General features: G+C 51.1%; 25 protein-coding genes and 1 pseudogene. 10 read left to right on the top strand and 16 right to left on the bottom strand.

Going from position 1 to position 26,108, the window contains the following annotated elements:
- The first annotated feature begins 46 nt into the window (after positions 1-46).
- The 3 genes from BUA24_RS04990 to BUA24_RS04980 all read left to right on the top strand — a co-directional run bounded on the left by BUA24_RS04990 (position 47) and on the right by BUA24_RS04980 (position 2,095).
- Complete coding sequence (locus tag BUA24_RS04990) at positions 47-301, top strand: hypothetical protein (protein WP_072789449.1); 255 nt, start codon at positions 47-49, stop codon at positions 299-301.
- Positions 302-313: 12 nt separating this feature from the next.
- Complete coding sequence (locus BUA24_RS04985) at positions 314-604, top strand: hypothetical protein (RefSeq protein WP_072789446.1); 291 nt, start codon at positions 314-316, stop codon at positions 602-604.
- A gap of 282 nt (positions 605-886) precedes the next feature.
- Positions 887-2,095 carry a hypothetical protein gene (locus BUA24_RS04980; protein ID WP_072789443.1) on the top strand — a complete coding sequence of 403 codons (1,209 nt, stop codon included), beginning with the start codon at positions 887-889 and terminating at the stop codon, positions 2,093-2,095.
- A 186-nt stretch (positions 2,096-2,281) separates the two neighbouring features.
- On the opposite strand, the gene BUA24_RS04975 is transcribed toward BUA24_RS04980, so the two are convergent.
- Positions 2,282-2,563, bottom strand: coding sequence for a hypothetical protein (locus BUA24_RS04975; protein ID WP_072789440.1), 282 nt, complete (start codon positions 2,561-2,563; stop codon positions 2,282-2,284).
- A gap of 49 nt (positions 2,564-2,612) precedes the next feature.
- On the opposite strand from BUA24_RS04975, the pseudogene BUA24_RS04970 reads away from it, so the two are divergent.
- Positions 2,613-2,756: pseudogene (locus tag BUA24_RS04970) on the top strand (transposase); the annotation flags it as partial.
- 99 nt (positions 2,757-2,855) lie between these two features.
- Here BUA24_RS04970 and BUA24_RS04965 read toward each other — a convergent pair.
- Entirely contained in the window at positions 2,856-3,728 is an 873-nt protein-coding gene (locus BUA24_RS04965; RefSeq protein WP_072789437.1) for a hypothetical protein, read from the bottom strand.
- A gap of 26 nt (positions 3,729-3,754) precedes the next feature.
- On the bottom strand, positions 3,755-4,486 hold the full coding sequence (locus BUA24_RS04960; protein ID WP_143146390.1) for a hypothetical protein: 732 nt from the start codon (positions 4,484-4,486) through the stop codon (positions 3,755-3,757).
- 542 nt (positions 4,487-5,028) lie between these two features.
- Here BUA24_RS04960 and BUA24_RS04955 point away from each other — a divergent pair.
- The 3 genes from BUA24_RS04955 (at position 5,029) to BUA24_RS04945 (ending at position 9,837) form a co-directional block, all read left to right on the top strand.
- A complete protein-coding gene (locus BUA24_RS04955; protein ID WP_072789431.1) occupies positions 5,029-5,922 on the top strand; it encodes a hypothetical protein in 894 nt (297 codons plus the stop codon).
- 663 nt (positions 5,923-6,585) lie between these two features.
- Positions 6,586-7,875: an HlyD family secretion protein gene (locus BUA24_RS04950; protein ID WP_072789428.1), complete on the top strand. Its 1,290-nt coding sequence runs from the start codon at positions 6,586-6,588 to the stop codon at positions 7,873-7,875.
- 42 nt (positions 7,876-7,917) lie between these two features.
- Positions 7,918-9,837, top strand: coding sequence for a glycosyltransferase family 2 protein (locus BUA24_RS04945; protein WP_072789426.1), 1,920 nt, complete (start codon positions 7,918-7,920; stop codon positions 9,835-9,837).
- Positions 9,838-10,093: 256 nt separating this feature from the next.
- On the opposite strand, the gene BUA24_RS04940 is transcribed toward BUA24_RS04945, so the two are convergent.
- Together BUA24_RS04940 and BUA24_RS04935 are read right to left on the bottom strand one after the other, a co-directional pair.
- A complete protein-coding gene (locus tag BUA24_RS04940) occupies positions 10,094-11,686 on the bottom strand; it encodes an MDR family MFS transporter (RefSeq protein ID WP_072789423.1) in 1,593 nt (530 codons plus the stop codon).
- Positions 11,687-11,704: 18 nt separating this feature from the next.
- Positions 11,705-12,235, bottom strand: a complete 531-nt coding sequence (locus BUA24_RS04935; RefSeq protein WP_072789421.1) for a MarR family winged helix-turn-helix transcriptional regulator — start codon at positions 12,233-12,235, stop codon at positions 11,705-11,707.
- A 139-nt stretch (positions 12,236-12,374) separates the two neighbouring features.
- On the opposite strand from BUA24_RS04935, the gene BUA24_RS04930 reads away from it, so the two are divergent.
- A complete protein-coding gene (locus BUA24_RS04930) occupies positions 12,375-13,160 on the top strand; it encodes a maleylpyruvate isomerase family mycothiol-dependent enzyme (RefSeq protein ID WP_072789419.1) in 786 nt (261 codons plus the stop codon).
- Positions 13,157-15,016, top strand: a complete 1,860-nt coding sequence (locus tag BUA24_RS04925) for an acyclic terpene utilization AtuA family protein (RefSeq protein ID WP_072789416.1) — start codon at positions 13,157-13,159, stop codon at positions 15,014-15,016. Before BUA24_RS04930 ends, BUA24_RS04925 begins: the two co-directional genes overlap by 4 nt.
- A gap of 140 nt (positions 15,017-15,156) precedes the next feature.
- On the opposite strand, the gene BUA24_RS04920 is transcribed toward BUA24_RS04925, so the two are convergent.
- The 4 genes from BUA24_RS04920 to BUA24_RS04905 form a co-directional block, all read right to left on the bottom strand.
- Positions 15,157-16,707 (bottom strand): L-aspartate oxidase, encoded by a 1,551-nt coding sequence (locus BUA24_RS04920; RefSeq protein WP_072789414.1) that lies wholly within the window; start codon positions 16,705-16,707, stop codon positions 15,157-15,159.
- Positions 16,708-16,709: 2 nt separating this feature from the next.
- The gene (nadA, locus tag BUA24_RS04915; RefSeq protein ID WP_272867286.1) at positions 16,710-17,657 is read right to left on the bottom strand and encodes a quinolinate synthase NadA; all 948 of its coding nucleotides are present in this window, start codon (positions 17,655-17,657) and stop codon (positions 16,710-16,712) included.
- Positions 17,658-17,659: 2 nt separating this feature from the next.
- Positions 17,660-18,541, bottom strand: coding sequence for a carboxylating nicotinate-nucleotide diphosphorylase (gene nadC, locus BUA24_RS04910; RefSeq protein ID WP_072789408.1), 882 nt, complete (start codon positions 18,539-18,541; stop codon positions 17,660-17,662).
- A gap of 267 nt (positions 18,542-18,808) precedes the next feature.
- The gene (locus BUA24_RS04905; protein ID WP_072789405.1) at positions 18,809-19,495 is read right to left on the bottom strand and encodes a DUF4232 domain-containing protein; all 687 of its coding nucleotides are present in this window, start codon (positions 19,493-19,495) and stop codon (positions 18,809-18,811) included.
- 232 nt (positions 19,496-19,727) lie between these two features.
- On the opposite strand from BUA24_RS04905, the gene BUA24_RS04900 reads away from it, so the two are divergent.
- On the top strand, positions 19,728-20,327 hold the full coding sequence (locus tag BUA24_RS04900; protein WP_072789402.1) for a class I SAM-dependent methyltransferase: 600 nt from the start codon (positions 19,728-19,730) through the stop codon (positions 20,325-20,327).
- 217 nt (positions 20,328-20,544) lie between these two features.
- Here BUA24_RS04900 and pcaF read toward each other — a convergent pair whose 3' ends face one another.
- From pcaF to paaA, 7 genes are read right to left on the bottom strand one after another with little or no spacing between them, the layout of a single operon-like run.
- Positions 20,545-21,747, bottom strand: coding sequence for a 3-oxoadipyl-CoA thiolase (gene pcaF, locus BUA24_RS04895; protein WP_072789399.1), 1,203 nt, complete (start codon positions 21,745-21,747; stop codon positions 20,545-20,547).
- Positions 21,748-21,798: 51 nt separating this feature from the next.
- Positions 21,799-22,443 carry a TetR/AcrR family transcriptional regulator gene (locus BUA24_RS04890; RefSeq protein WP_084660210.1) on the bottom strand — a complete coding sequence of 215 codons (645 nt, stop codon included), beginning with the start codon at positions 22,441-22,443 and terminating at the stop codon, positions 21,799-21,801.
- A complete protein-coding gene (locus BUA24_RS04885; RefSeq protein ID WP_072789396.1) occupies positions 22,427-23,503 on the bottom strand; it encodes a 2Fe-2S iron-sulfur cluster-binding protein in 1,077 nt (358 codons plus the stop codon). Before BUA24_RS04885 ends, BUA24_RS04890 begins: the two co-directional genes overlap by 17 nt.
- Before the next feature lie 2 nt (positions 23,504-23,505).
- A complete protein-coding gene (gene paaD, locus BUA24_RS04880; protein WP_178138709.1) occupies positions 23,506-24,015 on the bottom strand; it encodes a 1,2-phenylacetyl-CoA epoxidase subunit PaaD in 510 nt (169 codons plus the stop codon).
- Positions 24,015-24,791 (bottom strand): 1,2-phenylacetyl-CoA epoxidase subunit PaaC, encoded by a 777-nt coding sequence (gene paaC / locus BUA24_RS04875; RefSeq protein WP_072789391.1) that lies wholly within the window; start codon positions 24,789-24,791, stop codon positions 24,015-24,017. The genes paaD and paaC overlap by 1 nt, the downstream gene beginning before the upstream one ends.
- Positions 24,788-25,093: a 1,2-phenylacetyl-CoA epoxidase subunit PaaB gene (gene paaB / locus BUA24_RS04870; RefSeq protein WP_419187296.1), complete on the bottom strand. Its 306-nt coding sequence runs from the start codon at positions 25,091-25,093 to the stop codon at positions 24,788-24,790. Before paaB ends, paaC begins: the two co-directional genes overlap by 4 nt.
- Positions 25,083-26,081, bottom strand: coding sequence for a 1,2-phenylacetyl-CoA epoxidase subunit PaaA (gene paaA, locus BUA24_RS04865; RefSeq protein ID WP_072789389.1), 999 nt, complete (start codon positions 26,079-26,081; stop codon positions 25,083-25,085). The genes paaB and paaA overlap by 11 nt, the downstream gene beginning before the upstream one ends.
- Positions 26,082-26,108: the final 27 nt, after the last annotated feature.

Below are 26,108 nucleotides of genomic sequence, written 5' to 3'. Positions count from 1 at the left end.
CTATGGCCTATTTGCACAACTTTAGGCACACAACCATACTGAACTTATGACCAACGCATTCTGTATCACGGTTCGGCGCGAAGATGTCTCCGAAGCAATTCTTGAGAAGATCAAAGCAAAGCTCATGGCCTGCCCAGGGGAGAACCCAGTGATCCTTGAGGTCGAGGGTGAGCAGCGATTCATCCTCAACGGGATCACCGTCAATGCCGATGCTCTCAATGGGAGGCCATCAGTTCCCAATGAGGAGGAAGTGCTCACTTCCGACTATCAATATTGCGCCACAGCAACAGCTAGCCTCTAAGGGGGAGCAGTTATGTCCGAGGTCGCCATTCTTGAGATCAAGGCGGTTGAGCACAGCGAGGAAGCGCTTGACCGTGTGATTGAGGTGTTTCAGCCCTTGCACCACGTCGACAGTATCGACCTATTAGAGGTGCTCAATCGCGAGGGCAGAGCGTCGTACTCCCTTGCGGTCAGTGGCGGCGAACTGCGCCTCGCCCCCTACGGGGTGGTTGCGGCAGGCAGGGAGCTTGCGGAGAGCATTGGGCTTGCGGCAGTCGCCTACGACCAGGCGGGGTGGTTGCTCACGATTGCCCCGCAAGCGTAGGACATCCCCGCCCCGGAGTATCAACTCTCACAGCTTCGAAACCTCCAACGAGATATTGCAACCTTCGAGCGTGACCTCCTGGAGTCCCAAGTCAACGAGCTTGTCATCGCAACGTCTTGCGACTACTACGAAAAAGGCATTACCCACTCGGAGGCAACCACCCCCACGAACCGCGCGCAGATGTAGGCGAGCCACCCATTTCGTGGGCGCTTTCCTGAGGCATGGGTCAAGTGTTCATAGCGAGCTAACACCACCGTAATATCACGCTTGTATAGTAACGATATGACGACTCGTTTTCTACGTCCCCTGGCGATGCTGACCTCCTCCGCATTCGTCCTCGCTGGTTGCCGACTGGGACTGCATCATGGGCTGACACATACGCCGCAACAAGCGAGTGTGCGGTCTGCTCCGGCTAGTACTCCAACCACCGAGGCGCAAGCACCGCCGGCATCGTCACAGGGTTCAGGACCCGGTGCATCCAAGCCACCCCTCCTTGGCATTATCGACATGGGCGCGCAGAACTCCTACCAGGAGGATCAACCATTTCCGACGATCGACATGTCGCCACTTGACGGCTACGCAGGCGCGTTCGCTGGGGTAGTGGTCAATGAAGCATGGCAACAACTCGAACCGCATCCAGGGGTCTACGACTGGACGGACCTTGACAACTCACTGGCAGCCGTGAGCGCCTGGAACGCGCAGCACCCGAGTACCCCAGTGGGAGTGAAGCTCCGAGTGTTTGCGGGGTATAGCGCACCAAGTTGGGTCACCTCACAGTCGGGCACTGTAACGGAAGACGTTCATGGCGTAACCGTACAGATAGGGCGCTGGTGGACACCGAGCTTTGAATCAGCGTGGAGGAGCTTTCAACTCGCCCTTGGCGCCGCGTTTGATAGCAACCCGCTCATTCGGCAGGTGTCCGTCTCGTCATGCTCTTCGAGCACTGGCGAGCCGTTTGTGGTGTCAGGCGCCCTTGTGTCGCAGCGAAATCTCCAGGCCGCAGGATGGACGCCAGCGTTGCAATACGCCTGCCTTCAGCAGGCACTCGGCGATTACGCCAACTGGAAGACGACACCCGTCACCTTCGCCATGAACGTACTACCAGGCGCCATAGGATCTCAGGGTCCGAATGTCAATGCGATGGACACCATAGCAACCGCCTGTGCGCAATCAAAAACCTCCGGCGGGCCAACCTGCATTATCGGGAACAACGATCTGTCGCCTGATATCTCCTCTACAGCAGCTTCAGGACCCTTGGTTCAGGAGATCCAAACGCTCTACTCAGAGGGGGTGAACCCCACCGTGTACTTCCAGACAAGTGGGGCACCCCTCACATGTAGCACGATCGCGATGGGATTGCAGTATCACGCACAGTCAATTGAAGTGTGGTCGCCCAATGGCCGCGGGAAGGGCTTCACAGTGATACCGCCAGGGACGCTTGCTTCGTGGAATAACGCACTAAAGAGCGGCGCAACCTCGCTAGCGTGCTAAAGGACGTCAATAAGGGCTATCAACCCCTAGAAATGGGCAGTCAGCACGTCGTACCCTAGTTACGTGCCACTCTTCGACTTCCAAGACGGCGACGGCCCCGTCCCAGCCCATCAACACCGCTGGGGTGGGGGCTGGGTAGCTGACACCGCCTACGTCGAGGATTCCGTATACGTGGGGCCGAATGCTCTAGTCTTCGACAGCGCCTGCGTCTACGGGGACGCGAAGATCTACGACAAGGCACGAGTCTTCGGAGACAGCTAGGTCGGCGGAGCCAGTCGGGTCTACGGGGATGCGCAGGTCTACGGCACCGTTCAGACGAGATACCAATGCTGCGATCAACATTGAGAGAGTTGGACTGGCAACCCTAAGTTGCCCTACGGCGAGTTCCGCCGAAAGTAACGACTGTGGAGAAGAAAGCTCTGGCCATCCACTAAGCCTTGGTTTGGTGGATGGTGAAACTGGCTTCAACGAAGTAGTAAATAAACTGCAAATCTGTGTGAGTAGATTTGCGTAAGATTTATGGAACGGAGAGCACTTCTGGTCCCCCTCGTACTGTGTGGTCTCAGCGGGTGGCGCGCCCCTAGACATCATCAAGCGATACATCGAAAACCAGCAGTCGCCTAATCGGCAAGGACGGCCCCCTCGTAGCGGGCGACCTTGACCCCGCCCTTACCGATGGGGGGTTGCGGTCGCCAAGCCGCTCAACCAGTATCGCTATAGAGTCTTCATGGAGAGATGTGGAGAATATGTCGGTTGGCCATCATCTTTCATGAGTTGCGTTGTCTTCACCTTGCTCTCTTTGTGAATGTGTACCTAGAGTCGCAGACGCGCGTTCAATTCGATCTGAGAGCGTAGAGTTTGGTGGCTCTGAGCGTAGATCAGCGACTGTGGCAAGCTGATCTACAAGATCTCTGAACCTGCCTTTCGCTAACGTTGTCGTAATTTGCTCACTAATCGGTGCAGAAGCGATAGCTAGCAGACGGCCAACCACATCGCTTGAGCGAGAGGTATAGACGTTGAAGTCATCCAAGGATACCTGGGGCACATCGAGGTAACAGATTAGATGAGCGCGCTGGAGTTGTCCGCTCTGCGGGTTCCATGAACGTAGTTCCTCGAGTTCAAAGCCGAACCTTGAGATATTGAGCCTCTCGGTGGCAGAGATGCCATTTAGTGCTGCTAGTTGAAGCTTCATCTCTATTAGCTCCTTAGAAACAGGATGTATGTAGACAGTGGTCAAGTCACGAAGTCCAATGACACCCGAGGAGACAATCTCTAGTTGCAAGTTCTTGGTGTTTTGTTCGTATGCCTTCAGTTCGCCAAGTATCTGGGTGTTGAGGCACACTATGGCTCGATCGATCGAGTCCTGAAGCCAGGAGTTGGACCTAAGAGTCCTTTTTTCGAGAATTGAGGCAACCCAAAGACTAACAGATGCAATAAGCATCGCTACAGCCAGAGAAAGCGGTATTGCCAGTTCTTTGGAGGTTCTCTCTAGCGATAGTATAAGGTATGCAAGCACACCTACTACGAATCCACTCGCTAACGGACCTAGATTTATGACCCGCCCAACAACGCTAAATTTCGTACACTTGTAGTTTACCTTGGGAACCTTGAAGTTGTAGTTGTCAGCGGTCATCGTCGCTCCTATCTTCCATGATACATCTATAGTCCTATAGCCTGAAATAGATCGTCCGCCACCTGGGGCGACTGTACGTTGCAGTTGGGGCACATCGGTCCCGGTGATGGAATGTTCATCCAAAATCCTTGTATCTCTATCGGAGTTGTAGATATAAGGTTTAGAAGTTGGGAGGTAGTAGCAATCCCGGCTGGGGGATTGGTGCTCAGACCAGCGTAGACTTCGGCGTCGACATTCGAACTCTTAGCCTGCTCGACAGCCACATTCAAAAGATGGTTAAAGTTGCCAGGGTTAAACTCAAGCGATTGACTTTGAACCTCGACGATCTGCGCATACTGTGATAGCTTGCCGTAGAAGTCACTTCGCGAGATATAGGCGAGCTTTTGAGGAAAGTCACCCGGAATTAGAGATAGTCCGGGAGCAGCGATCAAGTAATAGCCGTATCTTCTCGCCAGAACGCTCGCCATCGCGTAGTATTTAAGAGGGTCCTGCTGTTCGACTAGGGGAGTGAACTGCCACCTCTCAAGGTCGAGAAGTATGCCTGTGGTGCCTGCTGGAACGGCGTGTTCCTGTATCGCAAGCTGAAAGTCTGCGTAACTCTTATAAGTAGTTATCTTCTGGGCTGAAAAGCTCAAGGTCGGGGGACTGTTAGGCGGCACTATAACGTAGTTACCTGCTTGATTGAGATTGCTCTGGACCGCTGGAGTTAGCTGCGAGAGCGCGGAGTTAGCTATCATCCAGTTCCATGATCTATTCACGGATGCAAGCCTAGTCGAACTCCCAATGGTTGTTCCGACCCCCGAGAGGAGCATAACCCCAAGTAAAGATAGTGAGAAAACTACTCTGGCTGAGATGTATTTTGGTTGGATACGCCCCTTCAATCGCAATTTGTCCTCCAATGCTTAGACCGATCCTCTATAGCTTCGTCAAGGTTTAGTTAGATCTTTAGCGAGAGTCGATTCATCACATACGAAGCGGACCATCTCCTGCTTTGGGCGAACGAAAGAAGTTGGTAGTTACCTTGTTGATGGCGATACCGCTACCCGCTGTGGGCTCCAAGAAGAAGAGACGCACTATGTGGAGCAGAATTAGATCTTCAGGAAGTCCTTACATCTATAAGCGGGAGTCCAACATCATAAATTCAACTGCCGCCATTATCTATAGGTTATGGTTATAGGAGTAAACACAATTTGCCGACTCAACCGATGTGACCGCTGGGAAGTGCTATGTGGACGGTGTAGGATGAGATCTGGCAGATAGAGCCGGTATAACTAGTTAGGGAGACGGTGAACTGAGACGTTTGCTAAAGGCGATAGCTCTTATCCTCTCAGCGGCTATCGCTCTTTCGGCGTGTGGAACTAGTGGTTCCAAAGGCGCAAAAGGTACCAGTAGGAAGCCTTCTAAAGAGACAGCCCGCACCACAACGACACTTGGATCTGTTCCTGTGACATCAATATCTCAATCCTCTCCCAGCTGGCTGATTACATACACGGCTGCCACGAAGTATTTACCTGAGACTCTTTCACAAACGATACTAAGTAGTCCCAATAACTTCGTTATCTTTGGCCCTAATCAGCATCCAGGCGGAATCGGAGCTAAAGCTTTAATCGACGTCAAATCTGTCGCTGCGCTACAGAGTCAGTTGCAGTTAGGTGTCCCTAACGGTGTTTACGGTGTGGTAGTAGACCTCGAGCACTGGAGTTTTACCCCACTTCAAGAACAACAGAATCCCGAACAGTACTACGAGGAGGCTTCGACTCTTCTGCATTCTAGGGGTCTAAAGCTCGTCGCAACTCCCGGCTTGGATCTATTTAAGGGGGTTGGTAAGGGGCCGCTCTATGAACAGATTCTATCTTCGGGTCTATACACCTCCCTGGCTAAGATCGCAGACGTAGTAGATATTCAGGCGCAGTCTCTAGAGAACAGTCCGGCTCTTTACGCTCAGTTTGTCACCTCTGCGGCGCAGCAGATAAGAGACGCAAACCCAACGGTTACTATCCTTGCCGGACTAACTACAAGCGGTCGCAATGGGGTGGTACCCACAGGATCGGTCCTCGTTGAAGATGCCTCAGCTGTGCAAAGTAGCGTTAGTGGATTTTGGATCAATATTCCTTCTCCCGGCGCAACTTGCCCAACTTGTTCTGCGTTGAACCCCATTCCAGCAATAGATCTCCTACAAAGCTATCTTCACTAACGTTACCCAGTAAGCCTCTAGCCGTAGTTTTGGTCGGGTTCTCTTAGATAGTCTATCCCTTACTTCGGATGTCACCAAGCAGGTATCGACACATGAAGCCGGCCATTTTATGATAGATTGAACAGCATAGGGAGATCTCGAAACATCCTGGTCCCTCAGTGATAGAACTCAACACCGCAAAGCACTCCAATTTGCAAGGCGCACTTTATCTTTGATTTTGAAGCGCGGATCATCGTGAACACCAATGAAACAACCAGAACAGTGGTTGTGCTTTTGCTGACGCTTGCTTTGTTACTTAGGGCGCACTAAGGACCTCTTAGCGCAGGGAGAGCTTGATGGGTGAGACTTCTGTGTTGGTAGCGGGACGGGTTGGGATTACCGAGGACCGAATTCCTTAGTCGATACCTTAGAGAAACAGCAGTTGGGTCCTCAAATAACTGCGAATTTTAAAGAGCGGACGATATTTGCGTGCTATCTTATATGGTGTCTCTGGCTGTAAGAGGCTCTGGAGGTCCCGATTTACTTTGGTTCTTTTGAGGCCACACTCTCAGGGTTATCAAAGGTTTTACATGTTCAGGTTGAAGTAAAGGTTGTCTACTATAGTGTCGAATGTGAATGAGCCCACACGTCCAGGGTTTTGGCCCGTGCCTCAAGAGGTGACCGATGAAAGATAAGCGTGTTATTGGGAGCGTAGCACTAGCCATTGTGCTTGTGGTCGTGCTGATTATTTCGGTTATCGATGTGATTAGAGTACGAAGTGGAAACCTGGTCGCTACGGTACAGCCATTCGAACAGCTTGATCTCAACTTTACTTACTCAGGGACCATAACTAGCCTACCGGTGGCAAGCGGCGAAAGAGTGAAAGAGGGCCAGATTCTCGCGGTCGAATCAGTAGGACCGATATCCCAAAAAGTCTCTGCGAACGAGGCGACCGTCGCCGCTGATGAGGCAAACCTTGCTTCGTTAGTTGCTCCGACGTTGCCATCGTCTGAGGCGAGCACTCTTGACCTAAAGGTCTCACAAGCTCAGCAAGCGGTTCAGGCGTCGCAGTCAGCGTTTAACAATATCACCTCCGCTGGAAACCAGCTTGTTTCTCAGTATAGGACTCTGGTATCTAGCGCTCAAGCAGCGCTGAGCAACGACCAGAGTCTGTTTCAGACGGCTTGTCCAAACGGAGTTACTCCTCCTCCCTCGACGGCGTCTGTCTCCTCGGGACAGTCAACCCTGTACGCCACCTGCTTAAGTCTGAGTGAGCAGGTTGCAAACGATCAAAAACAGCTATCGCAGGCTCAGGCTGAACTTAGTTCAGCTCAGGCGCAGGTAATCAACGATCAGAACCAGGCTACAGCTGCTCTTCAGAACGCCAATTCGCAGCTTGGTCTTGCCCAAAACGGAATCGCAGTAGCCACCGCTAAAGGTTCGAACGCTCAGATCCAAAGCGCAAAGGCTCAACTAGCTAACGATCAAGCACAGCTGGCCTACGACGAGTCGATCCTCAGCAGCCTTATGCTTCGAGCCCCAGTGTCTGGTGTTGTCGAGGATGTAAATGGGAACATTGGTGGTGTTGTGGGATCATCGGGGGTCTCACAGTATTACTATGCGACTACTCCTCAGGGGGCGTCGTCGCAGAGCGGTGGCCTGAACTCTGTAGAGTCGGGTGTAACTAACTCTTCAAATTCGACAAAGAATGCACTTGTTGTACTTGATGTAACCTCTAGGTGGTACGTAACCGTCGATGTTCCCCAGAGTGAGCTCGATACTTTGGCCCCTGGATCGAGGGTTACTATCTCTCTTCCTGGCGTGTCAGACACCTTCACCGGCAAGGTCGGCACCTTTGAACCCATTGCGACCCAGGTAAACGGTCAGACTTACTACGAGGTCCGGATCGACATGAAGGGTGCGATGCCGAAAAGCGTTTTGCCTGGAATGACCGGCTCAGCTACGGTTGGATAACTTCGGTGACTGCATCTGTCATGAAATGAAAGGTTTGCGCTTTTGAAAGTTGACTTTTTAGGGCTGATTATAATAGTTGTACTTTTGTTAGGTTCCCTCACGACTCTTGTCTATCCACTGTTTCTCCCTTCAACCTCCGACAAGGGAGACGGCCTTTCGGTGGTGCGACTAGGACAGAACACCAAGGGACACTTCACGAGACCCACGCTACTTTTTGCGTATATCACCTTTGCTACGGTGATTCTCATAGTCGACTATCAACACTTCGCTAGTTGGTACTCCTACGTAGTTCGAGCAGTAGATACCGCTGTAGTACCTGGAGCTCCGAGCACCTTGGAGCTTGTGTCTGCTGGGCCCTTCCCGGTGCTCTATCGCTTTTTGATCGCAGCCGACCTTTTGGCTTTAGCGATCGTCATGCCTGCGCCACTTACGAAAAAGCTTCAGGTTGTATGGACAGCGACTGTTTATGCAGTCTTTGTGGTTTCACTGGACGCATTGCTGACGGTTTTTGCAACTATGACCCATCTACCAATCGGCTCTTTGTCTTTAGAGGGTGTATTGGTCGATCTCTTTGTTGCCACCTTCGTGTATCTCCGGATCGTCACCGTTACCTACCAGCTTCCAAGACCCACTGTTCTTCCTCTTCTCCGCCCAAAGCGACCCTTGCAGAGCTCTGCGGTCATAGTTACGGTCGCTTTTCTGGTAGTGTCGATTAGCCTATCGGTCTACTTTCTGAGCCTTGACAGATCGATCGCCAACTTCATCCTTCTTCTCCCACTCTTTGCGACGCCTACCTTCTATAACTTGGCCTTCGTCTTTTTCTTCTTCCTTGGTAAGAAACCCGACACGATGGACTCTGTTACCTATGATCCAATAAATGTGATCATGCCAGCATTCAACGAAGCTGAATCGATAGCTACAGTGATCTCCTATCTCGATGCTGCCGCAAGCACGTATCTGGGCAAGGTTTACCTGATCATCGGTGATGACGGATCCAGAGATCGAACCGTTGAGGTTGCAGAAGAGGCTCTTGCGAGGTGTGAGGCGCTTGATGGGATTGTTCTGAGGCTGGAACATGGAGGTAAGGCGGCGGCGCTTAACGCCGCTCTTCGAACAGCTGTCTCTGAGATCGTAGTGCGGATCGATGCAGATACATACGTACTTCCAGGTTGCTTTACTCCGCTGCCACGCTGGTTTAGGAACCCTGAGGTAGGCATGGTCGGTGCGCTTTCGGCGCCAAGAACCGATCGAGGCGACAGGTGGTTCCAAAAAATGCGCAACTTCGAGGAGTTGAGGCTCTTTGGGTTTAACTTCTTGTCTTTAGAGTACGTAGACTCCGTGAGTTGCGTCCCCGGCACCTTTACAGCCTTTAGAAGAGAACCTGCGTTAGCAATGGATGGTTTTGTCGAGGGAATGAACGGTGAAGACTCAGACTTTACGATGCAATTTGGCCGCTTGGGATATCAGGTTGTGTACGACACCGATATAAGAATCTTGGAAGACGTCCCGGTGACATTAGCTGAGTTCCGAGAGCAGAGAGTACGTTGGAACAGAGCTTCGCTACAGACCTTCTTCAGGCACTCGCCCTTCACCGCTGGAAACGAGGGTCCGAGAGTTTGGTTTTCCATGATTCGCAACATGTCTATGCGAGGAGTCAGTATTATGCGAGGTGCGGCGCCTATCGCACTGTTGGCCCTACTGGCTAAGGCTGATCTTCACAGTGTTGACCTCGCAGTAATCTTGGCGGTCGTCGTAGAGTTTGCTCTCACTGCTATCGTATTTGTAATTTTGGCAGTGCACTATAAGCGAGCTCGTCTGCTTCCATGGCTAATAACCTGGCCGATCTTCTTGGCACTTAAGAGAGTCATACAGATGGAGTCACTCTTTACCCTGCCGATCCGCAAGTCTTACCTCGAAGAAGTACCCGAGAAGGAAGAGACGACCCTGGCGTTGCGAGGCTAGAGGAGAACAGGGTAGCCAAAGAATATGTTTGTCCTTAGCACAGAGTCTGTACTTGAATACGCCTTTACTAGGGTGCTCGACTACGATCTCTAAGTCCTGCTCCATCTAGGTTTTTAGAGTCTCTTCGATCTAAGCACTACTAAGGGCGCCGAGACCCATCTTGAGACTCTGCGCAATGAGTTTTCGATGCAGTGTCCTGAGAGCGATGCTGAGGTTAGCTCAAGATGAATTAGGTAGATCTATGGAATATGGGAGACTACAGTGCTCCAAGTGACTGTTCTACCGTAGCGGTAGTCGAGTGATTATCTTCTGACCGGGTGGACTTTCGAAGCTGAATCTCAGGGAGTACTAGAGTAACGATGAAGCCTACGATAGCGACGGGGACCGCTGATAGGTACACCACGTGTAAAGACTTTACAAAGGCATCTACAGCGGCGCTGTGGATGGGTGAGGGGAGAAGCTTCAGCTGTTCTGGACTTCCTGTTATCGCAGTCGACAGCTTGGCCAAGGGAACGCCCTTTGGTACTACAAGCTTTAGGTAGTGAGTAAGTCGGGAAGTGAGGATAGATCCAAAGATAGCCGTTCCAAAGGCAGAGCCCATTGACCTAAAAAAGGTCGCTGATGAAGTGGCGACACCCATGTCCTTCATACCCACTGCGTTTTGTACAGCAAGTACCAGCACCTGCATCACCATTCCGATACCCAATCCAACGGTAGCCATGAAGATGGTTGCATGGAGATATGAGCTATGGGCTCCTAGGGTAGATAGTAGATACATGCCAATGGTCATAACTGCCGTTCCTATTATCGGAAAGAGCTTGTAACGACCTATCTTTGAGATGATGAGTCCTGAGCCTATAGATGAGAGTAATAGACCGCCCATAAGCGGTAGGAGTAGGAGTCCTGAGGTTGACGGTGAGACGCCTCTCACGATCTGAAGATAGGTAGGTAAGTAAATGATAGCGCCGAACATGCCAGCGCCAACGATGAAGCCAGCCATGTTTGCTATTGTGAACACCCGGTTCTTAAATAGCCTGAGAGGAAGAATGGGGTCTGATGCCTTGTTTTCTCTCGCTACGAAGAGAACGATCAAGACGATACCTAACGCTGTCAGCCCTGCGATCTGCCAGGACATCCAGGGATAGGTACTCCCGCCCCACACCGTTACCAACAGCAATGTGGAGATTGCAGCTACCGATAGCAAAGCTCCTACGTAGTCGACCTGATAGCGTTGCGTGCCCTTTGATTCTCTTAGGGCCACGGTAATGATTCCAAGGGCAACTATGCCAATTGGAACATTGACATAAAATACCCATCGCCATCCTGGACCCTGTACCAACCATCCACCAACCAAAGGCCCCGCAACACTAGCAACTCCAAAGACCGCACCAAATAGCCCCTGGTACTTCCCTCGATCTCGTGGAGGCACGATATCCCCGATGATCGTCGTGGCGAGCACGATCAGTCCACCCGCCCCCAGACCTTGGAGTGCACGAAAGGCGATCAGTTCGTTCATCGACTGTGCGAGACCAGAGAGCGCAGAACCTGTCAAAAAGACGACTATCGCTCCTAAGAAGATCTTCTTCCTCCCGTAGAGGTCTGAGATCTTTCCATATAAGGGTGCCGATGCGGTGGATGTGAGAAGGTAGGCGGTTACCACCCAGGAAAGACGTCCGAGACCTTTGAGGTCGCCGACTATGGTTGGCAACGCCGTAGCTACGATAGTCTGATCTAATGCTGCCAGCAGCATCGCAACCATTAGTCCGGCAAATATTAGCCGAACCCGTTTAGTGTCCGGAAGCGGGGAAGCTTCTCTTGGTGCTTCCGTCTTCGTATTGTCTATGCTCATTGAGTTTCTCCTTGACGGTTATGCATTTTGATCCACAGAGGAAGAGGGACGGATTTGATTTAGTCTCACTACTTCTTCAAGTACTGAGACAAGTGTTTGAAGCTGAGCGTTGTCGATCACTCGGTACAGGCGCTTTGCGCTGAAGGTTCGCGCAGCTCTCATCTCATCAAGTGACCTGTAGGCCACCTCGGTGAGCTCAAGTTTTACCACCCTTCTGTCGTCGGCTTCTCTAAAGCGTCGCACCAGTCCGCTCCTTACCAGTCGGTTGGCTAGGGCCGTCGCTGAACTCTCGCTTATCCCGAGTCTCTGAGCGAGATCTTTCATCGCAATCGGAGCATCCTTGATCTTCCATAGCGCTTCTAGCTGGTGAAGGGTGAGCTTTGCAAAGAGCTCGCTCTGAGTTTTGCCCCTAAGTTCACTTTCAATTAGTGCCAACTCCGTCTTGACTTCAACCAATCGTTCAAGCAGCTTCGTTCGATCGATATCTTCCCTTAGAGTTTCAGCTCTTACGCTGTCGTTGACAATCACAAGATCTCCACGCCTTCTCAAACGATCTACCTATGTCATAGAACATACTTTGAAAATACAATATTTCGACACACGAATAGTTTCATGGTAAAGATTTATCGATACGGATGGTTCAAGGAGGTGTCCTTTATCTTTGCTGGCGCGAATGTAAGATTGATCGATGCCCGATCTCGTGCCTTTTATCGAACGGCTGCAACTGGAGTCTGAACGTTTCAATGATTTACTGAAGGAAGTAGGAGACAGGAGATCCTTCGACCTTATAACCGATGCGCATCCGTGGACCATAAAGGATCAGATCACCCATCTTGCATACTTTGACGAAGCAGCCCCGTTGTCTCTCACCTCAAAGTTTGAGTTTTTTAAACACCTTGAATCTATCGGTCGGGACCCGCTTGCCCTTACAGAGTATGTACGAAACAACTATAGCCACCTAAGTGGTGATGATGCGATATCTTGGTTCCACGAGAAGCGTCTTGGCTTCATAACCGCTGCCTCTTTAAGGGGACTGCCGAGTCGTATTCAGTGGTATGGACCGGCTCTGTCCCCGCTGTCGCTTATCGCTGCGAGAACTATGGAGACCTGGGCTCATGGATACGATATCGGAGTTGCTCTAGGAGTTTTTCTCCCCGAGACCTACTCTTTGAAAGACGTCTGTGACCTTGGAGTGAGAACTTTCAGGTACAGCTTTGTTGCCTCTAACCTCGAGGTGCCTGATGAGACTGTCTATGTGGAGCTAGGTTTTCCGTGGGGTGAGAGGTTGGCCTTTGGACTAAGAGACTCTGCAAACCGAGTCTTAGGTCCAGCACGTGACTTTGCCCTAGTTGTGACCCAGCGCGCGCACTACGAAGCTACCGCTCTTGAGGTCAATGGACCAATAGCTCATATGTGGATGTCAAATGCGCAGTGCTTTGCAGGTCCGCCCGGGGAGAGGAGATCAAGAGATTGAAGGACGTAGGACCAAAAAAGCAGAAGGCGCTCCGGGTGGCTAACGTATCAGGTTTCTATGGAGACCGCTATGGCGCCATGTCAGAGATCTTCAGCTCTAAGGATGACGTCGACTTTATTACCGGTGACTATCTAGCAGAGCTTACAATGTTTATACTTGCAAGACAGATGCGTGAAGATCCTTCTAAGGGGTACGTTCCCACCTTTTTGCATCAGTTGAAAGGATGCATAGATGAAGTAGCTGAAAAAGGAGTGAAGGTAGTTACGAACGCAGGCGGACTCAATCCGAAGGCTTTGGCTCATGAGGTTTGTGAACTGCTCAGCCGTCGAGGATTGGATCTAGCAGTCGCCTACATAGATGGCGACAACGTAATAGATAGCGTAAATGCATCGAAGGCTATTCAAGAGTTTTCCGTGTTGCAGCGATACAAATCCAATTTGTCTATCACGATGGAAGAAGTCGCCTCCGCAAACGCGTACCTAGGAGCCTTTGAGATAGCCCAGGCACTAGATAACGGGTCCGACATAGTGATCTGCCCCAGAGTCACCGACGCCTCGTTGGTTGTAGGGCCTGCGGTGCACCACTTTAGATGGAGTCGAACCGACTTTGACCAGCTCGCCGGTGCAGTTGTAGCCGGTCACATAGTTGAATGTGGTCCGCAATGTTGCGGAGGAAACTACTCTTTGGGGACCGAGTCTTTAGGAAAGCTCCCAGGGTTCCCGATTGTGGATATCTATTCAGACGGTTCGTCTACCGTTACTAAGGTATCTGGCACCGGTGGTGAGGTATCTATCGGAACGGTAACGGAACAGCTTCTCTACGAGATAGAGTCTCCCAAATACCTAAATCCTGATGTCACGGCTCACTTCGACTCGATCGTGCTGTCTCAGCTTATGAAAGACGTTGTCGCTGTAAGCGGGGTCAAGGGTTCAGCCCCGCCTGATACTTATAAGGTTGCTCTTAACCTTTCAGGTGGCTATCGGAATCAGTTAATCTTTGCGCTCACAGGTACTGATCAGAAGAAAAAGGCACAAAGAGTTGAAGCTGATATGAGAACTGCGCTCGGTGAAAAAACTCCAACGGAGTTGACGTTTCAGCTTATAGGACCTACGTCGTCTCAAGGAGAAGACCAAGAGTCAGTGACATCGCTGCTTCGAATCGCAGCTAAGGACACCGAGAAGGCGAAGGTGGGTAGAAGTTTCTCTAATGCTGCAGTGGAACTTGCACTGTCGAGTTATCCCGGATTTTATCTTCTAAATCCTCCTCGAGACGCTACGGAGTTCTCCATCTTCGTTCCCCTGGCCATGTCAAAAGATGACGTAGATCCCAAGATATACATATCAGATTTCACGTGTAACTTCAGATCTGTTCAAAGAGAGCGAGACGTCACAGAGTCTTCGTCAACAACCAATTCTTGGGACCGTGAGGATGCTGGAGATTGTGATCCTAGAGACACTGAAACTGAGCAAACACCTCAACGCAATTGGGGCAAGACATTGGTAGATGCTGAGCTTGCTCAGCTGTGTGGCGCACGTTCAGGAGATAAAGGTGGAGACGCAAACCTTGGCGTTTGGACTTGGGACGACTCTGTCTACCTATATCTCGTTGAACTGCTTAGCGTTGAGTTTCTTCAGCGGATTATGCCAGAGTTGCGGGAACTCCATGTGGAGCGCTATCGACTTGCAAATCTCAGAGCTCTAAACTTTGTGGTTCGAGGACTCCTAGATGAGGGCGTGGGTTCTACCCTTCGCCTAGATGCTCAGGCGAAGGCACTCGGTGAGTATTTTCGTTCCCAGAGAATCAAGGTTGATCGAAATGTACTTGAAGTCGCTATGCACACCAGACCAAGACCCTAATGAAGGTATCTCCGGTGGGATGGCCCTTCGCTCTCCGGCGCCACGAGAGTCATAGTTGCTCGGCTCTTTCACCTCTATAGTGTTGATCTTTACGTCCACTTTCTTGACACCCTGTAAAAGATGCTGGCTTCCTACATAGCTCAGAGCGGCTGGGCTCCGTCGAGAGGTGTCGATATAGGATCTGAGTTAATCGACTGCAATATATGGTAGGGGGAGTTAGAGGGGTGAGGAAAGTCGGAACGAAAGTGTCCACCTCTCGACTCTCGCCTCTTCAGGGCTCCGATGGCCACTACCCTTGCGACATCCAAGAGGTTTGTGGCCTCAATGCTTTGGCGGGTCAAAGGTCGAGACGTAGAGGTCGTAAAGTTATCGAACTTTCTCAGTGCCGATGTGATGCCTTCCTCCTCTCTTTGATAGCTTAGGTGTCTTTGTGACAGAGACTTGATCTCTGAGATGGCTGAGGCCGGTTCAACCACAGTTGCCAGATCGGACTTATCTTCTTGAGATATGACGGGCAGTTTGCTTGTAGCGAGGGCACTAAGAGCCGCCCTTGAACCGGTTACCAGACCCTCCAAGAGTGAGTTTGATGCGAGACGGTTCGCTCCATGAAATGCAGTTGACGCCACCTCGCCTGCGCAGAATAGGTTTTTGAGCGTCGTCTCTCCATTAGGGGAGCTAGCTATGCCACCCATGAAGTAGTGGGCGGCGGGTGCTATTGGTACACGGCCTAGATCGTTTATAAGTCCCAGTGACTTCAATCTATCTGCGATAAATGGGAACTTGTCCTCAAAGCCAGAGATGGGGGAGAGATCGAGGTAAACAGAGTACCCCTGTCGTATCTGGTCGCTTATTGCTTGAGCTACGACGTCTCTTGGAGCAAGCTCCATCGCTGGATCGTATCTTTCCATAAAGCGCTCGCCGTTGGAGTTGTAAAGGAGAGCTCCTTCACCCCGACACGCCTCCGAAATCAATGTGCCGTCTTTCAAAGCGGTAGGGTGAAATTGAATAAGTTCCATGTCTCTAAGTACGGCACCAGCGCGATACGCCAAGGCAAAACCGTCACCGGTGGACTCCGCTGGATTGGTGGTAACTTCAAAGAGTTGGCCGGATCCACCTGTGGCTATGATTGTAGCTGAAGCTAGTACCTTCATCCTCACACGTGGATCAACGCTGCTAAATGCTAGTGCGCCAAAGATCGAAGCGTTATAACCTATTAGGTGATACGCTACGGTGTCCTCATATACGAGGACTCTTTCTGGCATGGACTTTTGCAGCATGTCTAGCACAAAGTAACCGGTGCGGTCCCCTCCAACGTGTTTTACTCGGGCGCGTGAGTGTCCTCCTTCAAGTCCGAGTTCGGTGTCGAAGATAACCCCTTTCTCCTTTAGTCTTTCAAGGTGGTGAAGTGACTCTTCTATGAGCGACTCTGCTGTATGGCGGTCAGTCAAACCGCGTCCAGCGACCACGGTATCGTTTGTGTGGGAAGCTACGTCATGTTCATCCAAAGGAAAGGCTATTCCACCTTGGGCCCATCTCGTTGAGCCGGACATCAGCTTCGTCTTTGTAAGCATTACCACGTCAGCTCCGGACTCCGCTGCCACCGTAGCGGCGTAGGTGCCTGCTATACCGCTGCCAATCACAAGGACGTCGCAGCGAACTGTGTTCTCTAGGCCGGTTATCGCTGGTCTCATGCTTAGACGACCGCCAGCATAGCATCGATCGCCCGTCTAGCCTTAGCTGCTATATCATCGTCAACTCTTACTACGTGGGTGTTGGATCTGAGTGAGTCTCTGATCTTCTCTAGCGTGTTCATCTTCATGTATTGACAGACCGCAGACTCCTTTACCGGAATGAAGCGTTTGCCATACGTTTTTTTGTTGAGACGGTGTATTATCCCAACCTCCGTTGCGACCACAAACTCCTTCTTGGAAGAACTCTGTGCGTAGTTCACCATGCCTTCGGTGGAAAATATCTTTGCGTCAGGTTTTAGATACAGGCAGCTCGAACCGCAGCCGCACTCTGGGTGTATGAGGAACTCAGCATCGGGAAAGGAGGATATTCTGTCCGAGAGTTCTTGCTCTCCGATCCCTGCGTGTACGTGACACTCTCCGAGCCAGATGTCCATTTCTCTTCCGGTTTGTTGCTTTACGTACTCACCTAAGAACATATCCGGAAGAAACAGTAGGTCACGATCCCTATCTAGCGACTCAACGACCTTTACAGCGTTTGCGCTAGTGACGCAGATATCTGAGAGTGCCTTGACCTCGGCTGTCGTATTGACGTAAGAGACGACGAGGCCGTTGGGGTGCTCCGATCGCCATCTAAGTACGTCCCTAGCAGAGACGGTATCGGACAGGGAGCAACCGGCTTTTGGATCTGGTATGAGTACGGTCTTTGTAGGATTCAAGATGGCCGCTGTCTCTGCCATGAAGTTTACTCCTGCAAAGACTATTACATCGGCGTCCGTGGCAGCTGCCTCTCGGGAAAGACCCAGGGAGTCCCCGACGAAGTCTGCAATGTCTTGAACATCGCCGACCTGGTAGGAGTGAGCCAGGACTACCGCGTTTCTATGTTTCTTCAGTTCTGCTATCTCGGCTGCTAGGAGTGCTGTTTCATCCATCGAGTTTCTCCGTTCGTAAATCTTTATAGTCCGAGTCTGCCGAGAGACCTAGACCGATCGACATAACTTATATCCAACGAGATATCAAGAGCCCTGACGGAGTGGGTTATCGCTCCAACGGAGATAAGGTCTACACCAAGTTTCGACAGTAGGTGTACTCGATCCTTTGAAACGTTGCCACTAACCTCCACGATCGCTCTGCCGTCGATAGTTGCTATGGCTTTTTCAATCTGCTCATCACTCATGTTGTCCAAGAGGACCGTATCTGCTCCGGCACTTAGTGCTTCGCTGAGTTGTTCAAGGTTCTCCACCTCTATCTCAGTCCGCATCAAGTGGGGTGCGGACGACCTTGCCTTCGATAGTGCTTCGCCTACGCCGCCTGCTGCTGAGATATGGTTATCTTTTATCAAGATGGCGTCGTAAAGACCCTGGCGGTGATTATAACCACCGCCAGTGCGTACTGCGTACTTCTCTAAATACCTAAGACCTGGAGTCGTCTTTCTGGTATCTAGGATCTTGGTCTTGGACTTTGGATCCAAGGCGTCGACGTAGGCCTTAGTGGCGGTTGAGACTCCCGAGAGGTGTCGTAAGAGATTGAGTGCTAAACGCTCAGCGGTCAATATGGTTGCAAGCCTCCCAGCCACTGAACCAAACACCATACCCGGTGAGAGTTGTTCGCCGTCTTTCGCTACAAAACTACAGTCCAGCTGGTCATCTACGGCCGCAAATACCTCGAAGACGACCTCCGTACCACATAGAACGCCGCTTTCTTTAGCTACAAAAGATGCTCGACCCTCCGCATCGTCAGAGACGGTTAACTTGGTTGTGATGTCTCCGTATCCGATGTCTTCATCGAGCCAGCGCTCTATGTCACCTCTTAGTCGTCTTAGGTCTAAAGCGCTCAATCTGTTATCTCCAATTTGTGAAAGGTATCGTGGTAGCCGACCTCTTTTGACCTGTTTTCGAAAGACAGAGATCTGTACAGACTCACCCGTAAAAGCTGATCAACTTTATCCATGTTCACTAACTCAAACTATACGAATTTGAAAGACTATCTACAGTCGTGGCTGCAGGTAAGGTCTATCTTGGGTTAGCGGCCTTGCGAGGTGTCGAAGGTTGAGCCCTAGTCCTTCCCTGATCACGAACGATGCCATCTAGTGCTTGATCTTCTCTTAGATACCCTGTGGCAGTGAGGAAAGAACAGGAGAGGCTGTAATCTGACCGCATTGAAGGTTCTGAACCGTTCCTCCAAAGGGGGTAATTGTCGCTGGCACCTTTAGGTACCCCTGATCGTTTGGTGGCGTTATATCCAGGAAGTTTGCTGTCGGACACTGTTCCGATCCGTAACCGGTTCCGAGTGCAAAGCCGATGAGGAAGTAAGCTGACCCGCCCGGAGAGACCGCCACCTTGGTGACCGGCTCAGGTGGGACAGAGACAGATGACCCCCAGTGGACCTGGGTGGAGATGGTCGATCCTTGTGCGTTGAGCATCTGTAGACCGGGGTAGCCCTCCAGGTAGCACTCCACCGACGACGTGTTCTTGAAGGTAAACGAGAGCGTTTCAGACCCGAGTCCCACCCCGCCTGGCCCTTCGCTTACTGCGAGCTGATCCGGGGCACAGGCCGCACCAGCTTTGTATGTTATAGCCGTGGTGGTCGTTGAGGAGGTCGTTGTAGAGGTGGTCGATGAGTCTGTAGTAGCAGTTGTAGAGGTGGTCGATGAAGTCGCTGAGCTATTAGACTTTGAGGGTGATCTTTGGGCCGTTGTAGTCGTGGTTGCCTTCTTCGCCGATCCACAGCTAGCCATGACGATTCCAAGCGAAAGGGTTGCGAGCACCTTCAGACCTTTTATCTCTGTCATAGTTCACCTTCCTTTACCTATGCGAGTAATATACCACACTTAGTATTTTTTCAGCTGAGAGACTTTCTAGGTGGAGGGGAGAGAAGACTCAAAGTGTTGTATGTCTTGTGCATGATAACCTATCGGCTTGAGGACCCTTGGTAGTTAGTAGAGAAAAATCTACTTGTCCACCCCAACAGTTATGTAAGATAAAGATAAAAGGGTTAGAGTGCAGATTTAGGGAGGTGTGGCGATGGAGGAGACTTCGGAGACGCTTAGGGATCAGTGGAATCGACGTTATGCAGAGTCGGAGCATCTCTGGATCCACGACCCTGATCCGTCGCTGGTGGAGCTGACCAAGGATCTGAAGCCGGGTCGGGCACTCGATCTAGGTTGTGGCGAGGGGCGAAACTCAGTCTTTCTAGCTGAGAGTGGTTGGAGTGTGACTGCGGTCGATATCTCCGACGTAGCTCTTTCTCGGTTGTCAAACGCTGCGAAAGATAGAGGACTTGATATCACAGTGGTCTGTACAGACCTGAACCTCTTTCTTGGCGAGTCCGGGGAGTTCGACCTGGTTGTACTTGCCAATATCCACCCTTCGAGCAACGAGCGTTACCAGCTGTATAAGTCTTTGAAAAAGGCGGTGAGTCAAGGTGGGTATATATTTATAATCGGGCACCATATTGACTCACTCGGTCACGTCGGCCCCCCTGATCCCGACCGATTGCTAACGGAGTCCGAGATAGAGCAGTCTTTTTCGGAATTTGAGATTTTGGAACTCAAAAAGGTGTCGGATGTGGCTGATCACGGCCACAACTCGCCCTCGCTGGTAGCGCTTCTAAGGTCCAAGTAAAGGGTAAGCGCTCCCACTTGAGGGTTTTATCTTGAAGTTTACAGATCTAGCGTTGACCCTTTATCAAGACGAGTAAAGATCACTAGCTTACCGGGTGACCAGTGCACCAAGTCATGAATCTAAAAAGACGTTCCATAACTCAGTTTGTACGAAAGCTACTACCTAAGAAACCACCGTGGCAGCGTGTTAGACTTCAGTGCCCTACAACTACTACGTTCTATGGTCTTGAAAGGAGGACTGCCACGCCTTGGCCCACACCGACACACATCGTGCACAACGCGTAGTGACCCTCCATCTCTTGTAGCTGCCTTGCCGCTGTCAGAACTATTCGAGCTCCTGAAGCTCCAAGAGGGTGTCCGATGGCGATTGCACCTCCATTTGGATTCACCCGATCCGAGTCTTCGGAGACTCCCAACTCTCTAAGCACGGCTACCGCCTGCGCCGCGAACGCCTCGTTCAACTCGATAACGTCGATCTCGGAGAGATCGACGCCGGTAAGTGAAAGTATCTTCCTTACAGCGCCAACCGGGCCGATCCCCATTATTTTTGGATCTACTCCGTAGGTAGTCATCGAAACAACCTCTGCCATAGGCACAAGACCGTTGCGCTTGCCGAAGCTATCGGAACCGATCAGCATAGCAACCGACCCGTCGTTTATCCCAGAGGAGTTTCCAGCTGTTACTGTTCCCTCTCTTTGTACCACGCCCTTTAGTCTGCCGAGCATCTCCATGGAGGTGTCCCTTGGGTGCTCGTCATCGACAACTAATATTGGTTCCTTGGAGCGAAGAGCTACTTCAATTGGGGTTATTTCATCTTTGTAGAACCCCCGTTCCTTGGCAGCTTTGTATCGAAGTTGGGATCTTAGTGCGAACTCATCTTGATCTCTTCGTGCGATATGGTACTCTTTGGCGACGTTCTCTGCTGTCTCAGGCATAGAGTCGGTTCCGTATAACTCCTGAAACCTTGGATTGATAAAGCGCCAACCGATAGTTGTGTCCTCGACTCTGTTTGTTCGCGAGAACGCTGCATCGGCTTTGGGCATTACAAAAGGTGCTCGAGACATACTTTCAACGCCTCCTACCACGACGGAAGATAGATCCCCCGATCTTATCGCCCTCGACGCTGAACCTACGGCATCTAGAGAGGATGCGCAGAGCCTGTTATAGGTTACAGCGGGCACCGTGACCGGAAGCCCAGCCAACAATGCCGCCATGCGTGCTACGTTTCGGTTGTCCTCTCCAGCCTGGTTTGCGCACCCAAAGTACACGTCATCGATCTCACTCCAGCGGACTTCAGGGTTGCGTTTTACAAGCGCTGAGATTACTTGCGAGGCTAGATCGTCCGATCTTACATGCGCAAGAGATCCTCCGTAGCGCCCGAAAGGACTTCGAACCCCATCGTATATGTATGCTTTGCTCATGGTAGTACTCCTTGACTATATCTGTAGCTAACAATTGTGACCTTAGCTCTGTCAATATCTCTCTTCTTGGATAACCTTCAGACCTGGAGCTGTAGTTATCGCTGATAAGAAGACTCTCTCAACTATCTCACCGACCTGCGCAAAGCTGAAGGTTCCGTTGGGGTCAAGCCAAGTAAAGGTCCAGTTCATCATGCCAAAGAGAAGCATGGTGAGCGTGCGTGCGACGACCTTGTCGTTGGCTACTAGGTCACAGTTGGTCGCCAGAACTACCTTTGTGAAGTGATCCACAATCCTCCTCTGAGCTCTTAGAACCACTTCACCTTGGCTTGTTGGTAGAAACTTGAGGTCTTGAACGAGTACCGTATGGTAGTTCGACGCAGTTTCGTACTCCTTCATAAAGCGAGTAATTAGGTACTGTAACTCCTTTAGGGGTTCAGAAAAAGACATCTGTTCAGACTCCTTCACCAGGCGTAAAAGGCTCTGCACGTGGCTGTTGGAGATATCGTAAAGTAGCGCTGCTTTGTCCTGGTAGTAGTGGTAGATGAGGGACTTCGATACTCCCGAGACTCGCGCGATCTCCGTCATCGACGTAGTGGGGTAGCTATGGCGGGCAAAGAGGTCTGCGGCGGTGTTCCTTATCCGGGTTCTAACCTTTGTCGATTGCTCCGAGCCTGTGTCTTTACTGGCGGACGTCATAGGACAGGACGACTTTCTCTGTGACTGGAACCGACTGACAGGTAAGTACGAAGCCCTTGTGTATCTCCTCCTCAGTCAGGGCGTAATTCTGTTTCATAACCACTTTTCCTTCATAGACCTTTGCTTTGCAGGTTGAGCACACACCGTTCTTGCAGGAGTAGGGTAGATCCAAACCATAAGCAATACCAACATCCAAGATGGATGAGCTGCCTGGATCGAACTCCAAGGTATGTTCCAAACCGTCTAGGGTGACACCTACAGATGAGCCTTTGACTTCCACCTGTGTTGTCGTTGTGTGGTCAGCGTGCCTTGAATCCTGAGGCGTACCAAAGCGCTCGTAGTAGATCTTTCCTCTGTCTACCCCTAACGAGATAAGCTCCAAAGTGAGACTTTCTATCATGTCAAATGGACCACATAGAAGTACTGCGTCGAACTGAGACAAGGTGCCATAGAGGGCCTCTATGTCTTTCAACCTCTGCCCGTCGATTCTTCCCTGCATTATCTCGGTGTCGGTTCGCTGCCTTGAAAAGACTGGTAAAAAGCTAAAGCGGTCTATGTAGCGGTTTTTGAGTCCCAAGATCTCCTCGCGAAACATCATACTCATCAAGTCCCTATTTCCGTAGATCAATGCCACTTTGCCGTGCGAGATCTGCCAGAGGTATGACTTTACAATCGAGAGAATAGGCGTTATGCCGCTCCCGGACGCAAGCGCTAGAACCGACTTAGTGGAGGTTGCATCTTTGAGATAAAGTTCGCCTTCCGGAGTCATCACATCTACGGTCATTCCTGGCTCTAATGAGTCAAAGATCCAGCCAGACACCTTGCCTCCAGGTACCTTCTTGATGGCGATCTCCAATGAATTCTCGTGAGGAGCCCGATGAAGAGAGTAGCTACGTCGGAGCTCCTCCCCGGAGATGAAAACCCGAAGATTTATATGCTGGCCGGCTAAGTATGCAAATCTTTCACGCAGCGACTCTGGCACCTTGAACCGTATAGAGATAGAGTCCTTTGTTATTTTGTGAAGGGATTCGATCTCTAGAGGATAAAACTGTGAACGCACCTTCAGATCTCCTTCATGTATTCAAAGGGCTCTTGGCAACTTTCGCAACGATAAAGTGCCTTGCAGCCAGTGGAGCCAAAACGGGAGATCTCTTGAGTGTTTGGGCTCTTACAGTGTGGACAAGGTATTGAGTCGTCAGGGGAGTCTTCTATGTAATAACGTCGCCTTGGGTGACTAATAACGACGGGACGAGGCGGGACGATCATCTGTTCAGACAGCCTTTTTCTTGCTTTGTGGCTTAGCCACTGTGTCGTCCAAGGCGGCGATAAAACCTTTGTGACCCTGACAGTCCTATCTCGCCCCACGTACGCTTCGATTACCCGTTGGATCTCTTCGACAATAGCCTCAATAGCAGGACACCCTGAGTAAGTAGGAGTAATCTCGATCTCTATGGAGTCTGATCTCACGTTGATGTTGCGTACCATGGCAAGATCGACTATCGAGAGACCGGGAATCTCCGGATCATCCACCTGCTCTAACAGCTCTAACACAGCTTCCTTCGTGACCGTCACTACCAGCGACCCCCTGGATAGGCTCTCTGGAGAAACTGCATCTCCGCCAGGATGTGGCCGAGATGCTCGCTATGAAGTCCGATCTTGCCGTTGCTTATGAACCTTGAGATCTCAATAGTGGGAAGCTTTGCTGCTAAGAAGGTTGGGGAGATCTCCTCTAACCAGAGGTTTTGAACGACTGCTAGATCGATTTCGATCGTAGGTGCAAGCCGACTTATGCAAGGATCTGGTGAGAAAAACTCCGATACATAAGGCCAGGTATATTCAAACGCCTCCTTTAGTCGATCGGCGGAGTAAGTTGTTCCGTTCCCAAGCCGTATGAGCCAACCTCCAAAGTGCTCGATATGGTATTTGGTCTCATTGATACTTTTTTGCGCTATCGCTTTGAGTTCTTGGTCTGCCCCCCGTGCTATATGGTCCCACAGCAACATCAAGAACGTTGTAAATAGGTACATTTTGGCACACGTCTGTGCAAAGTCCCCATTTGGAATCTCAACGATCGTGTAGTTGTAGAACTGATTGACATCTCTGAGAAATGCCAGATCATCTTCGCTCTGACCCTTTCCCTCGAGCTGAGAGGCGTAGCTAAGGAGGTGTCGTGCCTGACCCAACAGGTCCAACGCAACATTTGCAAATGCGATATCTTCCTCCAGTGTTGGCGCAATCCCTGCCCACTCTGCGAGACGCTGAGATGCTATCAAAGTGGAGTCGCCGAGTCTGAGGACAAAGCAGAGAAGTTCTTTGTTGTGATCTGAATCTGAGTCTGTGGGGCTCATAGGTTCTTAACCCTCTCCGGGAGGTGGTAGTAGGTAGGGTATCTGAAGTCTTTGTCAGACATCGGCTCAAAGAGTGAGCTAGCCCTGTCTGGATCTGACGCTGTTATGCATCGCGAAGGAACCACCCAGATGCTTACCCCTTCACTGCGTCGAACATAGACGTCGCGTGCGTGGTGTAAAGCCATTTCAGCGTCGTAGGCGTGAAGCGAACCTACGTGACGGTGCTCCAAACCGTTTGAACTTCGCACAAAGACCTCGAAGAGTTCCGACATAGCTACCTTGTCCTGGTCTTTACCGCTCATGTTTACCGCCGTTGTTAGATAGATTTCTCGCATATGCCTGCGCAGCCTCTCGTACCCACGCTCCCTCTCGCCAGGCTGCTTTTTTGGTGGCAATTCGGTCTCGGTTGCATAAACCGTCTCCAGACACTACTCTCCAGAACTCGTCCCAGTCGATCTTCCCAAAACGGTAGTGGCCGGTGTTTTCGTCCCACTTGAGATCGGGATCGGGCAGGGTAATCCCCAAAAGCTCCGCTTGAGGTACGGTCGCATCGACGAAACTCTGTCGTAACTCGTCGTTTGAGATGCGCTTAATTCCCCACGCCTTTGACTCATCTGAGTGAACGGAGTCTTTGTCCTCGGGTCCAAACATCATCAGAGAAGGCCACCACCATCGGTTCACTGCGTCTTGCACCATCTCTTTTTGCTCATGGGTACCCTGCATCATCTGGAGCAGTAGATCGAAACCCTGTCGCTGATGAAACGACTCTTCCTTGCATATTCGAACCATAGCACGAGCGTAGGGTCCATATGAGCACCGAGTGAGAGGAACCTGATTCATGATCGCAGCACCATCTACCAGCCATCCAATTACTCCAACATCTGCCCAGTTGAGGGTGGGATAGTTAAAGATGGACGAGTACTTTGCTCTACCTGCAAGGAGGTCCTCATATAGATTCTCCCGATCTACCCCTAAGGTCTCTGTGGCGCTGTAGAGATAAAGGCCGTGTCCTGCCTCGTCCTGAACCTTTGCTATCAATATTGCCTTACGTTTCAATGTGGGAGCCCTCAGGATCCAGTTACCCTCCGGTAGCATCCCGACCACCTCAGAGTGAGCGTGCTGGCTCATCTGCCGAATCAGGGTCTTTCTATAACGTTCAGGCATCCAATCGGCTGGTTCCACAAAGTTGCCTTCGGCGATGTGACCGTTGAATTCGACCTCTCTTTCGTTCAATGCATTAGGGTCGACCTCCTTCGAGAGTGGATCTGTGTCTAGAGACTGTGTGTACATAGGTGACTCCTTTACGTCCTCTAAATC

The organism is Ferrithrix thermotolerans DSM 19514 (assembly GCF_900128965.1).
GTDB lineage: Bacteria > Actinomycetota > Acidimicrobiia > Acidimicrobiales > Acidimicrobiaceae > Ferrithrix > Ferrithrix thermotolerans.
The sequence above is the reverse complement of the archived record's forward strand: the minus strand, read 5'-3'. Positions and strand labels throughout refer to the sequence as shown.

Coding starts and splice junctions, on each gene's coding strand:
- BUA24_RS04990 (WP_072789449.1), top strand. CDS start 47: ATGACCAACGCATTCTGTATCACGGTTCGGCGCGAAGATGTCTCCGAA.
- BUA24_RS04985 (WP_072789446.1), top strand. CDS start 314: ATGTCCGAGGTCGCCATTCTTGAGATCAAGGCGGTTGAGCACAGCGAG.
- BUA24_RS04980 (WP_072789443.1), top strand. CDS start 887: ATGACGACTCGTTTTCTACGTCCCCTGGCGATGCTGACCTCCTCCGCA.
- BUA24_RS04965 (WP_072789437.1), bottom strand. CDS start 3,728: ATGACCGCTGACAACTACAACTTCAAGGTTCCCAAGGTAAACTACAAG.
- BUA24_RS04950 (WP_072789428.1), top strand. CDS start 6,586: ATGAAAGATAAGCGTGTTATTGGGAGCGTAGCACTAGCCATTGTGCTT.
- BUA24_RS04940 (WP_072789423.1), bottom strand. CDS start 11,686: ATGAGCATAGACAATACGAAGACGGAAGCACCAAGAGAAGCTTCCCCG.
- BUA24_RS04930 (WP_072789419.1), top strand. CDS start 12,375: ATGCCCGATCTCGTGCCTTTTATCGAACGGCTGCAACTGGAGTCTGAA.
- BUA24_RS04920 (WP_072789414.1), bottom strand. CDS start 16,707: ATGAGACCAGCGATAACCGGCCTAGAGAACACAGTTCGCTGCGACGTC.
- BUA24_RS04905 (WP_072789405.1), bottom strand. CDS start 19,495: ATGACAGAGATAAAAGGTCTGAAGGTGCTCGCAACCCTTTCGCTTGGA.
- BUA24_RS04900 (WP_072789402.1), top strand. CDS start 19,728: ATGGAGGAGACTTCGGAGACGCTTAGGGATCAGTGGAATCGACGTTAT.
- pcaF (WP_072789399.1), bottom strand. CDS start 21,747: ATGAGCAAAGCATACATATACGATGGGGTTCGAAGTCCTTTCGGGCGC.
- BUA24_RS04890 (WP_084660210.1), bottom strand. CDS start 22,443: ATGACGTCCGCCAGTAAAGACACAGGCTCGGAGCAATCGACAAAGGTT.
- paaC (WP_072789391.1), bottom strand. CDS start 24,791: ATGAGCCCCACAGACTCAGATTCAGATCACAACAAAGAACTTCTCTGC.
- paaB (WP_419187296.1), bottom strand. CDS start 25,093: ATGAGCGGTAAAGACCAGGACAAGGTAGCTATGTCGGAACTCTTCGAG.
- paaA (WP_072789389.1), bottom strand. CDS start 26,081: ATGTACACACAGTCTCTAGACACAGATCCACTCTCGAAGGAGGTCGAC.